We start from the raw sequence: 14,874 nt of genomic DNA, 5'->3' as shown, positions 1-14,874 counted from the left end.
CGGGCTTTGTATGTATAGTCGCGATTTCAATCGCCCGATGTTTTTCTTGGAGAATCCGGAGGGGTTTCCCGCGCCCTGACGACTGGCGAGGAGGGCGAACCCGGAGGGACTTAGTGTCTATAGTCGCGATTTCAATCGCAAACGTGTTTTATCCAAATTGGGATGCTCCTTATGAAAGTCTCGCTCTTCCAAATATCATGCATGTTTGTCATAGCATATTTTAACCAGTTTTTTGTCAATTTACTTCTCACATCTCCCATATATAATTCATCCTTTGTTATGGCTGCTGAAAAACCCAAACAATCTCAGAGCGTACAAATTACACAAGTGAATCTATTGGCTAGGGAAGAAAAAAGACTACCAGTTGGACAACAGCCAACCCCCAACCGCGACATTGGATTTGCTTCTGTTTTTCTCCGGTTAGAAAATCCTCAAGAAGCTAATTATCAAATTACTATTCAAAAAATTAAAATTGTCAATGTGAGTAATGGGCAATCTCAAAACTTTAGCTATTCCCCACAAAAAATTACAATGCGTCCGTTAGAAAATTCCGAGCAAGCATTCCATTTAAAAAATAAAACAGGATATGTAGGTACAGATAAAGTCAAAGCAGTTGTTATCTACCAAATTGGAGAGCAAGTCAATACTATGACTTCTGCTCCGGTAAAAGTAGAGCGATAGCGCTCGGCGATTGAGTCATGCGATCGCTCTCTTCATTTATGAAATTTATATTTTTACGGGGTGAGGATGTTTGTTCCACAAGACAATCAGGCTGTAGATCTTTTGCTAAAAAACTACTGCAAGGATTTGTTATTCGCACGAGAACTCTAGACTAAAACTCTTTTGCACCTCTAGGATAGACTCATCCTCAAATTTTACAATTTTAAGTATGCCCCTCTGTCACTTCCTCATTGGTGTTCCAGGGAGCGGGAAATCAACCTTAGCGGTTGAACTCGCAAATAACGATGGTTACATTATTGTCTCCACTGATGGAATTCGTTCTCAACTCTACGGCGATCCTGTTACACAAGGTGTATGGAGTGAAGTTGAAACAGAGGCGATCGCGCAAATCTCTGCAGCCCTACAATCTCAAAAAGGTGTCATTTATGATGCAACAAACTGCAAACGCAGTTTCCGGATGGATTTTTTGCAAAAGGTTTCAATGATAGAGCCTCTACAAAATCCTACCTGGGTAGCATGGTATCTAGACACACCTCTCAATATATGCATCGACCGGAATCAACAGCGCGATCGCGTTGTCCCTCAAGAGATTATTGAAAGTATGTTCAAATCCCTGCATAACTTTCCACCCCTAGCTGCAGAAGGTTTTGCAGTTGTTGAGAAAATTGATACGACGAAATTTCCACCCAATACTCGAACTTTTCAAAAATATCTTCAACAGCGTCTCCAACTGCAGCGCCGTATTATTAACCAAAAGAACCGAACGCAACACGCTAACATCGTTTTCCATCGCTACAGCAAGTTACTGGATTTTGACCGTTTAATGCATCTTATTTCCCTAATTGTTGAGTATCCCGGTATTGGTAATTTGCGTGCAACCAATCCCAGCGTGCTGGAGTCTATTTTTGGTTGCGTACCGGATTTCAACAGCGATATTGCTGAAATAGCTGCGCTCTTGGCAAAAAAGCGCAGTCAAATTTATGCTTGTGAAGATGCGATCGCAGCCGATCTACAGTGGCTCGGAGAGCATGGAGTTATTACCTATAATGAACCCTTAACAGTAGAAAGTTCTCCTGACGGCTTACCGATAACATCCACTCATCCCTACTCCGATACCGAACCCTTCAAGCGATTGATTGGAATTATTCAGTTTATACTCCACAATCCCTTCCTTCGCGATACAAGTGGTGGAAGTTTGTCAACCTTAGCAAAGGCGCTTGTGCAAGCCGGAATCATTTACGGAGATGGTTTGGCAACTCTCCGCAAAGATATAGAGAAAATTCTCAAACCCTATAAAATCTTACCTGATTTTCCTCTGCGAAATGGTTATTTTTCCGGTACGGGAATTCTTTCCAAACAAGAATTAATGCGGGTTTTTGAAATGCTTCAATCACAAGCTAAAAGTCTTGATGACCCAGTGCTATTAGATTTCTACGAGCAATTCAAGCAACGAATGATACAGACTAAATTGCTGAATTTCAGTGAAAATGTCTATCCAGTCCGGTCTATTGCTCACCATTCTATTATTAACAACCAGTATTTACACAATGATGCATTGGCAAACAAGCAGTTGCAGTCACAATTAGAGGATGCGATCGCAAGGGGTCAATTGCTTGAATTAAATCGTTTCATAGATGGCGGGCGCTATGCGGGAGATGAAAAAAGCTTTTTCTTAGTCTATCCCTTGCAAATTGTTTTTCACAACCTTGCTTGGTACTTGGGTTATGAGTGTGTTGGTGGAAAAGAACCCGGATTACTCAGATTTGAGAGGTTGGATCGTCTGTTTTTGGGTCAGCCACAGAACCAAGCGCGATCGCGACAAGAACAAGAAGAATCTTTACAGCGATTGCAAACCTTATTAAAAGCCAGTGCGGGATTATTTTTAGGTTACAGTGTTGCTGACCAACGCCAGTTTCTCAAGCAAGATAAAAAGAAGCGTTCCCTAGTTTGCGTGACAGTAGAACTTTGGTTCAATGACGCAATATATAAGTTTGTTGTTGAGGGAACAAAGCGGTTTGCACAAATAAAAATGACCTGTCCGGAGTCCAAGGGGAGATTAAATCTTCCCCCATCAATATTTTGTTTTCAAGAGAAAACAGGAGATAAACGATTTCCCAATCGTTTTCAAGTCATATTACCAAAATGGTCTTTGGATGATTTCGATCTCTGGCGGTGGATTGTAGGTTTTGGGGGAAACGTAAAAGTTATAGAACCACCAGAATTAGTTAATAAAGTAAGAGAAATTGGTACGCAAATTACTGAAGTTTATGATTGTACGTAGCAATCTTTACGCAGAAGCTAATTGCGATCGCTTCTGCAATACTGAGTATTACAAGCTAATGAAGTCTGGTTACCTAGTGTTACATAGATAAAAAGAATCAAGATTTTGGAGAATACCAAATATCGAGGCTCTACAATGTCTAAACTCCAATTGTTTCCTCACTTCTTCGTGCTTCAACGATTGGTTGATGGTTCCCTCAATCAAAGCCAAAACTTAATTACATCAATGCGACGATGGGTTTTAATTAATTGGTTATATGGGGAAGAAAGTGACGATTTGAACTGCATTCAAACAAGCGGTTTCACATTTCATCAATGGAGTCAAGATTTTTTTAATCAAGACTTATTAAAATTACAATCTTCATTTCAATCGGGACATCCATTAGGAAATTTATTAGAGAAAAATGATGAAATATTAAGACTACATCATCAACTATGTCCTTGTTATAAAACAACTGTAGATTGGTTGCGATTTTATAATTTTAATGTTGATGATTGGTTGACAAATTTACAGAAACATATTTATATATCTGAAGCAACAATTACTAAAGTTATTCGCGATCGCTTATTTGCCAAAGTTAGAAAAACACTGCAAGCGGACATAAACTGTCTGATAGCCAAACAGTGTCTTAAATGCGGAAATTCTTTACTTCACAAACATAATATTATCTATAGAGTTGAAAAATTACCTGAATGGCTATCAACAAAGGTATCGGATAAGACAGAAGAATCGAGTACCGTTGTTCCGGGGTTAAGTTCTAGCGAACTCGCGGACTTAGCTCAAGCATTGGATATGTTAACTTTTCTCGACCCCAAATTAGCACCTATCGCTGATAAGATTTCTACAGAAGTTTATGGAACTCGACGTGTATTTTTACATATTGACTATATTTTACCAGAAGACGTTCAAGTTCATGTCGATAATTTACAAGAACAACTACAAGAGAATTGGTGTAAGCCAGAGAGTAAACCAATACTACTTCATTATGCAAGCGCTCGGTTAGGTGCTAAAAAGTGTTTGGTGTATCCCGTATGTATTTATTATATACAAAGAGCAAAATATCTTTGTGCTTATGGAGTGAATCCACGTGGCGAGTTGAATTGGTATAATTATCGTTTGGAAAGAATTAAATCATTATTGTTTGTTGATTGGCAGGATAGAATTATTCCTTCACAATTATTAGAGAAATATTTAAAAAATCAACTTCCTCAGCCAGAAGATGTTGAAGTAGAAATGAGCAAGACTTGGGGTTTTGATGTTAATAATGCTTCTCGCTTAATGCTCCTTCGATTTAATGCCGATTACCACCAACGTTACATCCAAAATACCGTTCGTCACGATACATTTACTAAAATAAAATCGCCAGACAAGGTTGCAGAAGTTATTTGCAAGTATGCAAACAGTAATGGGGAAGCAAAATTCTTACATGGAATCTTGAAGAAATATCCTAACGATGCATATTACACAGTCATGTATCGCGATCGCGATTATAACGTGATGATGCGTTTACTGGCTTGGGGTGCAAATGTCGAGGTGCTATTACCAATGGAATTACGGGAACGAATCGCTCAGAGTGTTCGCGAGACTCATAAGTTTTATCAAGATGAGGAAAGTAGAGTGAGTTGCACATTGAAATAAACTCATCTTCTCACCACAGGCAAAGCAACGCACTCTCTCAGCTTTCTCAATCAACCATCACGCCACTTGCTTCAATGAGGGAACCCCCGTTGAAGCAAGTTGCTCCAAAATCTACAATCCAAAATGGTCTCACTTAATATAAATTCCTCGTCTCAAAGCTTCCATCCGTTTGTGAATTGGTGGATGAGTATGTTTGAGCCAGTGGAAAGTCCCTGTTTCTTCTTTCATTGGGACTCGCACCCACAGAGTTGACATTTGTTCTCTGTCTTTTTTCGGTGGTTGAAAGGGAAGCCTATCTAGGGTTGCTAAGGCTGACACCATTGCATCAACGCTAGTGAGTCTTGCTGCAACTGCATCGGCATGATACTCTCTCCACCGACTGTGCCAAAAAGTTAAGAGTGTCACCAAAAATTGGGTCATGGATGGTAATAACATCAATACAATCCAAATGATGACACCTGTAAAAAACCCCGTTGCTTCTTGCCAACTTCCAAACAAGCCATAAATTAAACCAGCACCTAACATTAACAATGCCACAAATCTTCCCAAGTACCACACCACAAGCAGCATCGGTGCAAAGAGCACCATCATGACTCCACTCCAAGATGCTGATAGTAAGGTTTTTGCCATGGTATCTAAGTTAGCAATATGACCGATTTCATGAGCCATCACTGCTGCAACTTGTTCTCGATTCAAGTGCTTCATTAAACCTGTTGTTGCAACGACCATTGAGTAGGAACGGGTTGCGCCTACTGCATAGGCGTTGGCGTTATCATCGCACAGTTCAATTCCGACTACAGGAGGCTTGGGTATTTTTTCTGCGATCGCAAGATCTCGAATAGTGCTACACAACCATTGTTCCTCTTTTGAATATAGTCCTTTCTCATCAAGTAGAAATGGATTAATCACCCGTATATTTCTTTGATTGATATACGTGGGGACTGCGGAGAAATATCTGTAAGTTGTAGTTACAACCCAGTAAAGACTTGGTAAACCAATACAAATTAAGAAAAACAAACCAAGGACAAAACAGAACGCACCTTGTTGAAAAAGAAGGATTCCATAGTAACTCGCACATAAGCCATAAATGAAAACACTGAAACAAAATACAGTCATAATTGCAATGACTGCTAAATTCCCACGAGCATTTTTAAATTTCATGGCTTGACTCCATTGAGATAAATGACTAGCCTTGAAAATTCAAGATGCTGTAATTTACCATTCCATTGGAAACTCGCCTTTCCGAGGACGCACTAAACTAAAACCTGGTTCGTCAAATTCAAAATCACATTTGTTCCAATGGAAAGAATCATCAGCGAGTTCCTCGCTTTGCACAATTTTCAACGTGCTTGGGAAAAGGTAGCAGAAAAACGCGGATGTGCGGGTATGGATGGGGAAACTATCGATGGTTTCGCTCGCAATCAAGCAATGAATATTTATCAATTACGCGATGCTGTCGCTAATGGTAGCTACGAACCCCAACCTTGCAAACAAGTTGTTATACCCAAACGAAATGGAAACGTGCGAGAATTAAAAATACCCACTGTGCGCGATCGCATTGTTCAACAGGCATTATTAAATGTACTTGCTCCAATTGCGGAGGTCAAGTTTTCGCCTGTGAGTTTTGCTTATCGTCCTAATTTATCTTATCTCAATGCGGTTGAAAAAGTAGCCGATTTGCGAGATGATGGTTATAGTTGGGTTTTTGATGCGGATATTACTAAGTTTTTTGATAATATAGAGCATTCTAGGTTATTACAACAAGTTCGCTTGTATCTCGACCATCCAGGGATTTTATGTTTGATAAAATCGTGGATATCGGTTGGTGTTTTAACTAATGAAGGGTTAGTTTTACCCCAAAAAGGAATTCCACAAGGTGCTGTGATTTCACCTTTATTAGCGAATATTTATTTACATGAGTTTGACGAAGCGATCGCAGCAAGTCAACTGCAACTCGTGCGCTATGCTGATGATTTTCTCGTTTTGGCTCGTACTCAAACAGAAATTTTACAAGCCCAAAGAGAGGTTATGAGTTTATTAGATTCCATGGGCTTGACACTTAATGAAGAGAAAACTCAAATTACAACTTTTGAGCGAGGTTTTTGTTTTCTCGGTCATGGTTTCTTAGATAATGCTATTTTTCCAGTCGATACAAATCGACCAAAATTGAAATACGAAGACGCACAACCGTCACGGCAAAATAAACGTAAAAAAAAACTGCCACTATCCTATCACCGGAACATCAGATAATAGAAATAGAAACAGAGCCGGAAACAGAAGAGTTTTTAGAACAACAGTTTCCAGAACAGCAACGCAATGTTGCATTTCTACATCAACCCTTTCTGTCAGAGACAGACACCGAAGTCGTTTTAGAAGATAACAGCGATCGATACAGTCCTTTACAAAAGAATATATGGAATAGAGACATGGCTGCAATTTATTTGATTGAACAAGGAACGAGTATTTATAAAGACTACCAACGTTTTGTGATCCATGTCAGCGAAAAGCCAAAACTCGAAATTCCAATTCGAGAAGTCGAACAAATTATGATTTTTGGCAATATTCAACTCTCCACTCCCGTAATTAACGCCTGCTTGCAAGAAAAAATATCTGTATTATTTCTAAATCAATCGGGTCAATATCACGGACATTTAGCAAGTGAGGAGTCAACAAATCTCGACAATCATTTAGTGCAAATGGAAAAACGAAACAGTGATGAATTTCAACTTCAGGTATCAAAAGCAATTGTTTGCGGAAAATTAGTCAATTCCAAGCAGCTATTAATGCGATTTAACCGAAAGCGGAAAATTGCAGGAGTTGATAAGGCGATCTATGGGATTGGTCAAGATATTGCTGCTCTAAATTTAGTTGATGATTTAGATTCTCTACGCGGTTATGAAGGAGTTACTGCTGCTCGGTATTTTCCTGCCTTTGGCGAGTTAATTACCAATCCCAATTTTGGATTTTCTGTTCGCAATCGTCAACCGCCTACCGATCCAATCAACTCTTTATTAAGTTTTGGATATACTCTTTTGTTTAATAATGTCCTAAGTTTTATTATTGCTGAAGGGCTTTCTCCTTATATTGGTAACTTTCACTATGGAGAAAGGCAAAAGCCTTATTTAGCTTTCGATTTGATGGAGGAATTTCGGTCTGTTATTGTCGATAGTTTAATTTTGAAAATCATCAATAACTATGAATTTAAAATTCAAGACTTCGATATCTTATCGAGTACGGGAGGAGTGTATTTAAATCAATCTTCTAGACGAATTTTTCTAAAACAGTTTGAAGTTCGTATGAATGAGGAAACATCTCATCCAGATTTGCAATCTCAAGTTACCTATCGTCATGCAATTCAATTACAAGTCAGACGCTATAAGCGTCATTTACTATTAGGAATTCCCTATGAAGCGTTTTTAAGACCTGCTTAATTATTGCATGGATAACAAATAATCCTGATACTAATTCTATATGAGGTTGCGCTTAACGCTCTCATATTGGAAATAAAGTTGGATTTATGAGGTATGAGTATAGGCTAAGCTAATACAGTATTTGCAGGCAAATGAAGTATATGGGTAGGGGCGCAATTCCTTGCGCCCTTACAACAATCTGTACCTTATTAAGTTGCAATTTGCTGGAAATTTTGCAAATTATTTTGAATAGCGATCGATTGGGAGTTTTTATACTAAATTCGGTTTTCTAACCCCTTTTTAGCCTAGCGATGTTCGTAATCGCGGCTATACAAACGAAGTCCCTTCGGGTTCGCCAGTCGCCTACGGCGGGAAACCCGCCTACAGCGCTGGACTCACCGCCTACGCGGACTAAATGATAAAGGGGATACAAGACGAGAATTCAGTATTAGTCAAATAGATTATACTTTTATTAATTTATACTTGCTAAGTATTTCAATGCTAGTTGTTGTTGTTTATGATATTCCTAATGATAAGAGACGAACTAAATTATCCAATTTTTTAGAAGGGTATGGACGAAGAGTTCAATTTTCTGTATTTGAATGTTTTTTAAGTTTGGACGAAATGCGACAACTATATGAAAAGGTTAAAAAATTAGTCAAGCCAGTGGAAGATAATGTCCGATTTTATTGGATATCTCAAGAAGCTGTTGAGAGAGTGTTGACTATTGGAGGTGAATCACCTCAACCACCGCCAAACTACTACGTTATCTAGGTTTGAGGCAAATTGAAGAGGAAGTTTTACTAGTTCATCTACACACTCCGGCAAATCGCCCAAACCCTATATTTTTCGTTGAAGTGTGTCGATTGCTTGCTATGTAAGGGTTTGAAGTATGTGTTTTACTAAATTTTCGACAGGATTTACAATGTTTTTGAGAGGTGTGTCGATTTGCAGTCTGAAATCCTTACTGGGTAAGGGCTGCTAGACGAACTCCCCACCGATTGGGTTAATTCGGAATAATTGGAAACAAGAAGATCCGCCGACAGAAAGCCAGTACCTCCGTTACTACCCCACCGATTGGGTTAATTCGGAATAATTGGAAACAACTCATTGCGTCAGGATATGGGTTGTTCATTTTTTTCCCCACCGATTGGGTTAATTCGGAATAATTGGAAACTTCCCGCAGGAATCTGGTCTACACCACCTCCAAACCCCACCGATTGGGTTAATTCGGAATAATTGGAAACATCAAAGATGATCCGCTTAAGCCTACCTACCCTTACCCCCACCGATTGGGTTAATTCGGAATAATTGGAAACCTTTTGGGCGGCTTCGACCAAGCCATGAAAAGCAAAACCCCACCGATTGGGTTAATTCGGAATAATTGGAAACAAGGAGCCTCGCGGGGCGTTTAGCTCTTACCCCCCACCGATTGGGTTAATTCGGAATAATTGGAAACCTTTGCTTTCTATTGATTCATTCATGTTGATTGCATACCCCCACCGATTGGGTTAATTCGGAATAATTGGAAACCTTCACAGCCGGCTTGGTGTCGGTCACCTCAATAAGTTCCCCACCGATTGGGTTAATTCGGAATAATTGGAAACACCTCATACTCCTTTTCTTGCAATTCCCGAATAATTTCCCCACCGATTGGGTTAATTCGGAATAATTGGAAACTTGAATGTAGTGTCAGACATTTTTTTTGTTTTATAAACTCCCCACCGATTGGGTTAATTCGGAATAATTGGAAACGTCAAGGAGGGCGCCTGCTAGACGCAATGGCTAATTGGCCCCACCGATTGGGTTAATTCGGAATAATTGGAAACGCGATGTCGGTAATGTTTATCCAAGACTTGTACGCCCCACCGATTGGGTTAATTCGGAATAATTGGAAACTTGCGTTCTCTGAAATGTTGACGATTACTTTTCCCCCCCCACCGATTGGGTTAATTCGGAATAATTGGAAACGAACTGAGAAGCTGCGGCAGCGGGGCTGTGCCGCAGCACCCCACCGATTGGGTTAATTCGGAATAATTGGAAACACTTCGAGCTTGGGCCGCTCGGTTGCAGACCCGAAGCTGTCCCCACCGATTGGGTTAATTCGGAATAATTGGAAACGTTTGGAGTCAACTTTCGACTCCGCTAGCCAGAAAAACCCCACCGATTGGGTTAATTCGGAATAATTGGAAACGTGTATGCCCAAGCGTGAGTTTGGTTTATTTGACCCCACCGATTGGGTTAATTCGGAATAATTGGAAACGTGAAGGAACTAGCTTGCGGCACTCAGACCGCAAGTGACCCCACCGATTGGGTTAATTCGGAATAATTGGAAACTGGACCTATATGGTCTACATAACCTCCTTTCCCGTCGGAAAATCCCCACCGATTGGGTTAATTCGGAATAATTGGAAACAGCGGAGCACCAGGTAACGATCTCTCCGCTATTGCCCCACCGATTGGGTTAATTCGGAATAATTGGAAACCCGGCGGCTCTGGCGTATGCCAGATTTCCGTTACCCCACCGATTGGGTTAATTCGGAATAATTGGAAACTTGTTGGGTAGACAGTGCCACGGTGGCTTTTCTCCAGCCCCACCGATTGGGTTAATTCGGAATAATTGGAAACGGCTTTATCTATAAGCTTCGTAGTGGCCTTGCCTGTAAAAGCCCCACCGATTGGGTTAATTCGGAATAATTGGAAACTCAAATCCGCCGTTCTCAACCCCGATCCCTGGAGCAGCCCCACCGATTGGGTTAATTCGGAATAATTGGAAACTGTATCTGTGGCTACTGCTTTCTGATCGTCCGGCCCCACCGATTGGGTTAATTCGGAATAATTGGAAACCTTTTAAGATTCCTAAGACTTGGATGTCAGATAAGCCCCACCGATTGGGTTAATTCGGAATAATTGGAAACTAACTGAGATACCCAACCCTTAACCGTTGGGTTGCCCCACCGATTGGGTTAATTCGGAATAATTGGAAACTTTACTTTTTATCTTTATCTTTATCCTTGCCTTGCTCCCCCACCGATTGGGTTAATTCGGAATAATTGGAAACCTGAGCAGGCAGTAAGGAAGCGAGCAGCACCACGAGACCCCACCGATTGGGTTAATTCGGAATAATTGGAAACTCTCGTTGACGCTGGATCTACCCAAGGCTTAGGCTTTGTGCCCCACCGATTGGGTTAATTCGGAATAATTGGAAACAACTCGATCTGAAGGTGAATTTTCTTTTCAGATTCACCCCACCGATTGGGTTAATTCGGAATTATAGCTATTTCCTCCATGCTGTACTAGCAGTCTTTAAACTCGGATCTGCTCTAAAGTTCTTACCTGGATCTGGTACAGTGACTTCCTACGCTTTAATGAGCGCAACAGTTTATGCAGCTTTGATCGCAGCAGGCTATATTTATATGAAAGCACTTGCAGCATTACTTGAAAATAGAGGTGCGGGACAAGTTAAAAAAGAGGATCTCAAAGCAGCAGTTGTTCAAGTTATGAACGATAAAGAAGCTGTTCAGTCAATTTTTAACACTGCAAAAGAAAGTTATACGAAAGCAGATTCCGATTTAAGTAGTTTGGCTCAGGAATTAGGTGACCTGAAACAGAAAATGCAGCAAAACGCAGTCACATCAGAACAAATAGATGCTGTAGGAGAGATTGCAGCAGCAGAAATGGCTGCGCTGCAAAACGATCCGCCCAAGACATTTAAACGACTCAAGAACTCTGGCGAATGGGCATTAGAGAACGCAGATCAATTTGAGCTAAACCTTGCAGCAGGGGCTCTCAGGATAGCGCTCGGTCAATAGCCTTACGGTGGGAAAACTTACATTTTCGTCATTCGCATCAAGCACTGCTGCAATTCCAGTCATTTCTGTAACACTTGAGATGACGAGCAATAGGCTGAAGATTAACGAGTAAAAGGAAAACCAGTTCTTTGTTACTTTTCATCTTTACTTATTGTTACATAGATAAAAAGAATCAGTATTTTTCAGCAATTTCAAGTTGCTCATTATACGATTCTTCTGTATCTAAATATTCCATCTTGAGTTATTACCCCTTAAAGTCAGAGTATGACTGATGAAGCAATCTATACGGCAATTACCTTTGCACCCGTGCAAGGATTTATCGAAAAATCGCGGAAGTTGAGGGACTTGTATGGTGCATCGTTGATTTTGTCCTATCTCAGTCAGCAGATAGTTTTAGCAGCTCATAGCCAAGATGACGTGAAAGTAATTTCTCCAGCAAACATCAATGTCCAAAAAGGAATGCCGAACCGCATCCTAATTAAAGGTCATTTTACCGAAGAGATGGCACGGGAGGTATTATTAACGGCTTGGCAAAATATTCTCTCAGTCTGTCGTACCTGGATTGAGAAAGAATTACCTAATTATGAATATGAATGGGAACGTGAATGGTCACATTGGGGAAAGCATACTTGGGAAATATTTTGGGGGATAGGAAATTCGATCGCATCTGCAATGGAGGATTTGGAAACCCGCAAACTTTCTCGTGCTTGGACTGCAATTAATTGGATTGGTGAAAGTTCCAGTTTAACGGGTACAGATGGAATTGCATTTCCGGGATTGGGGGGGAAAAATCGCAATCCAATCACAAAAAATTTGACCTACCGCTCTGAGTTTGATGATATCCGAAAGTTTTATAAATCACTAGCAGACATAACTGAAAATCAGGAAAATTCCCAAGAAGATGAACCAGAAGCAAAGGAATTAGAAGAAGATAATTCCCAGGAAGAAGTTCAACCAGAAGGTAAATTTGTTGCACTGAACGAACAATTGAGTATTCCTGAATTAGTTAAACGTCTTGTGACATGCGAGGATGTGAGAAGAAATATAGGAATAGCAATTGGTGAAAAAAATTCTTATTTTGGAAGATTACCCAAAGGATTTAAAGAGATTCGTCGCAAGCCAACTGAAACTCAACCCGGACAATGGACAGGCTGGTTTATGGGAGATGGGGATGAAGTTGGGAAAAAATTGAAAAAAATCGCTAATAGTGAAAACGCAGAAGAAGAAATCAAGGTATTTACTAGAAAATTACGTAATTGGGGTAAAGATTTTTACAGTTGTTTACCAAAACAAAAACTAGGAAGAGTCATTTATGCGGGTGGTGATGATTTTTTAGGTGTAATTTATAGTAAAAAACCCGAAGAACCCAATTCTGGCTTGGCTGCATTGGAATGGTTAATGACATTGAATGATAAATGGCACGAACACGAAGGAAAAATTAATGTTAGTGTAGGTTTTGTCTGGGTTGCAGGGAGTGTTCCCCAGCGAGATGTATTACAACATTGTCGTCAAGCACAACAGAAAGCCAAAAAATTAAACCGCGATCGCGTGACAATCCGAATCGTATTTAACAGCGGACAGTATGTGGATTGGACTTGTCCTTGGAAGTATTTGCATATCCTCAAAAGTTATCGCGATCTCAATGGTAACACTTATCAAAAGTGGGAATGTAAAGGTCGAGATACCAACTATGAACCAAATTGGACGCATATCTTTAGCGATTTAGCCCAACTGAAAGCACGCCATGCTTTTGGATTAACAGAAAACCGTCATCGAAAGAACATTGATAGTCATACTGCTATTCAAAGCAAAATTCTTGATAATCGTCGAAATTTTCTAAAATTTTTTGACATTTATTTTCCTGGTTTTGGGGAAATCTTAATAGCCCATGAAACATTACTTGTAGGTGCAAGTGATGATGTAAGTTCGGCTCAAAAAGCTTCATTGATGATTAATTGGATAGAAGATTTAATTACAATTGGTTGGCATTTATGTTCAAATACCTCATCATTATTAAACCACTAGGTTTTCTATATGGTAGTGCAGGTGCATTTCTTTCACCAGAAAATTTAGTTGGTCATTCTGGGGAAAAATTTCCACCGAGTGCAGCAGCACTTTCCGGGTTATTTTTTAGTGCTAAACTAACAGGAAAGAATTTAACAGAGCGAGAGAAAAATCAAATTCATAAAGAACTCAGCGAACATTTACATACTGCAGGAGCATTTTGGGCTAAATCTAAATACGAACAAGATTTTTATGTACCAATTCCTTGGCATAGAATTATTGGTGGAGAGAAGGAAAAATATACAGACGAGTGGGTTTTAGATCGAAATGAAAATTGGCAGCGCAAAAGACAATATCAAGATTGTGAAGATAAATTAGAAGTAGCTTTTACATGGCAAACTATTACTTCCTGGGGTAAGAAAAAACTGGAATGTGCAACTCATCCTTGGGATTATGTATCTTTTCTCCATCCTCACATGAAAGATAGCGAGCGACATTCAAAATCTCAAGATGGTTTGTTTTTAGAACGTGCCGTACAAATGCCTGAAAATACTTGTTTAGTTTATTTATCAAGTCATGAACTAGATAGTGGATGGTACCGCTTTGGTGGAGAAAATCATATTGTTGAAATTGAATGCCAAGAAATAAAAAAGAAAGAAGTATGTGAACTTTTCAAGCAACCAATAAAACAAGCATTTGCTTTAATTACTCCTGCTATATGGGGTTCAACGCGCTTTTCTTTTCGTTTTCCCCAACATTCAGATTTGTCATCTTATTTTCCAGAAGCTAAAACTAAGTTATTAACTGATAAAGCCATACCTTATCGATACAGTACAGCTGGAAGATTGGGAAGAGGGCGTTATGCAGTTCCAGCCGGAAGCGTATATGTGTTACCAAAACCTCTGAATTTGTCTTGGAGTCAATTTAAGGATGATTGGTTTCCAAATGAGGGATACAGCTTAAAAAAAATTGGTTGTGGTTTATGTTTACCTGTAGAAATTACGGGTTTACCAAAATATCAAGAGGCTTAATTAAAAGCTAAATAGGA

Annotated in this window: 10 protein-coding genes and 1 CRISPR repeat array; of the genes, 9 read left to right on the top strand and 1 reads right to left on the bottom strand. The window is 39.8% G+C overall.

The genetic code is table 11. The annotated features are described in order from the left end of the window. Positions 1–279: 279 nt before the first annotated feature. The 3 genes from AB0756_RS33210 (at position 280) to AB0756_RS33200 (ending at position 4,600) form a co-directional block, all read left to right on the top strand. Entirely contained in the window at positions 280–681 is a 402-nt protein-coding gene (locus AB0756_RS33210) for a hypothetical protein (RefSeq protein ID WP_237265916.1), read from the top strand. Between the two features lie 208 nt (positions 682–889). After that, the gene (locus tag AB0756_RS33205; RefSeq protein ID WP_038092855.1) at positions 890–2,962 is read left to right on the top strand and encodes a WYL domain-containing protein; all 2,073 of its coding nucleotides are present in this window, start codon (positions 890–892) and stop codon (positions 2,960–2,962) included. A gap of 135 nt (positions 2,963–3,097) precedes the next feature. Then, entirely contained in the window at positions 3,098–4,600 is a 1,503-nt protein-coding gene (locus tag AB0756_RS33200; RefSeq protein WP_038092858.1) for a TIGR03985 family CRISPR-associated protein, read from the top strand. A 129-nt stretch (positions 4,601–4,729) separates the two neighbouring features. Here AB0756_RS33200 and AB0756_RS33195 read toward each other — a convergent pair whose 3' ends face one another. Beyond that, positions 4,730–5,761 carry a M48 family metalloprotease gene (locus AB0756_RS33195; RefSeq protein ID WP_038092862.1) on the bottom strand — a complete coding sequence of 344 codons (1,032 nt, stop codon included), beginning with the start codon at positions 5,759–5,761 and terminating at the stop codon, positions 4,730–4,732. Between the two features lie 138 nt (positions 5,762–5,899). Between AB0756_RS33195 and AB0756_RS33190 the strand changes: the two genes are divergently transcribed. The 6 genes from AB0756_RS33190 (at position 5,900) to AB0756_RS33165 (ending at position 14,857) form a co-directional block, all read left to right on the top strand. Next, positions 5,900–6,850 (top strand): reverse transcriptase domain-containing protein, encoded by a 951-nt coding sequence (locus AB0756_RS33190; RefSeq protein ID WP_167844723.1) that lies wholly within the window; start codon positions 5,900–5,902, stop codon positions 6,848–6,850. Positions 6,851–7,026: 176 nt separating this feature from the next. Beyond that, the gene (gene cas1, locus AB0756_RS33185; RefSeq protein ID WP_167844722.1) at positions 7,027–8,031 is read left to right on the top strand and encodes a CRISPR-associated endonuclease Cas1; all 1,005 of its coding nucleotides are present in this window, start codon (positions 7,027–7,029) and stop codon (positions 8,029–8,031) included. Between the two features lie 477 nt (positions 8,032–8,508). Continuing rightward, positions 8,509–8,784: a CRISPR-associated endonuclease Cas2 gene (gene cas2 / locus AB0756_RS33180; RefSeq protein ID WP_038092877.1), complete on the top strand. Its 276-nt coding sequence runs from the start codon at positions 8,509–8,511 to the stop codon at positions 8,782–8,784. A gap of 218 nt (positions 8,785–9,002) precedes the next feature. Further along, positions 9,003–11,292: a CRISPR direct-repeat array (repeat unit 36 nt; unit sequence CCCCACCGATTGGGTTAATTCGGAATAATTGGAAAC). Positions 11,293–11,360: 68 nt separating this feature from the next. Further along, positions 11,361–11,822, top strand: coding sequence for a hypothetical protein (locus tag AB0756_RS33175; RefSeq protein ID WP_167844721.1), 462 nt, complete (start codon positions 11,361–11,363; stop codon positions 11,820–11,822). 264 nt (positions 11,823–12,086) lie between these two features. Next, positions 12,087–13,847, top strand: coding sequence for a Cas10/Cmr2 second palm domain-containing protein (locus AB0756_RS33170; protein ID WP_050045349.1), 1,761 nt, complete (start codon positions 12,087–12,089; stop codon positions 13,845–13,847). Further along, complete coding sequence (locus AB0756_RS33165) at positions 13,814–14,857, top strand: CRISPR-associated protein (Cas_Cmr3) (RefSeq protein ID WP_038093392.1); 1,044 nt, start codon at positions 13,814–13,816, stop codon at positions 14,855–14,857. The genes AB0756_RS33170 and AB0756_RS33165 overlap by 34 nt, the downstream gene beginning before the upstream one ends. The last annotated feature ends 17 nt before the right edge of the window (positions 14,858–14,874 follow it).

The organism is Tolypothrix campylonemoides VB511288_2 (genome assembly GCF_045999855.1).
In the GTDB taxonomy this organism is placed as follows: Bacteria; Cyanobacteriota; Cyanobacteriia; order Cyanobacteriales; family Nostocaceae; genus Scytonema; species Scytonema bouteillei_A.
This window is presented reverse-complemented; position numbering and strand designations above follow the sequence as displayed.

Excerpts from the sequence above, each read along its gene's own strand:
- AB0756_RS33190 (WP_167844723.1), top strand. The coding sequence starts at position 5,900 with ATGGAAAGAATCATCAGCGAGTTCCTCGCTTTGCACAATTTTCAACGT.
- AB0756_RS33200 (WP_038092858.1), top strand. The coding sequence starts at position 3,098 with ATGTCTAAACTCCAATTGTTTCCTCACTTCTTCGTGCTTCAACGATTG.
- AB0756_RS33165 (WP_038093392.1), top strand. The coding sequence starts at position 13,814 with ATGTTCAAATACCTCATCATTATTAAACCACTAGGTTTTCTATATGGT.
- cas2 (WP_038092877.1), top strand. The coding sequence starts at position 8,509 with ATGCTAGTTGTTGTTGTTTATGATATTCCTAATGATAAGAGACGAACT.
- AB0756_RS33205 (WP_038092855.1), top strand. The coding sequence starts at position 890 with ATGCCCCTCTGTCACTTCCTCATTGGTGTTCCAGGGAGCGGGAAATCA.
- AB0756_RS33210 (WP_237265916.1), top strand. The coding sequence starts at position 280 with ATGGCTGCTGAAAAACCCAAACAATCTCAGAGCGTACAAATTACACAA.
- AB0756_RS33170 (WP_050045349.1), top strand. The coding sequence starts at position 12,087 with ATGACTGATGAAGCAATCTATACGGCAATTACCTTTGCACCCGTGCAA.
- AB0756_RS33195 (WP_038092862.1), bottom strand. The coding sequence starts at position 5,761 with ATGAAATTTAAAAATGCTCGTGGGAATTTAGCAGTCATTGCAATTATG.
- cas1 (WP_167844722.1), top strand. The coding sequence starts at position 7,027 with ATGGCTGCAATTTATTTGATTGAACAAGGAACGAGTATTTATAAAGAC.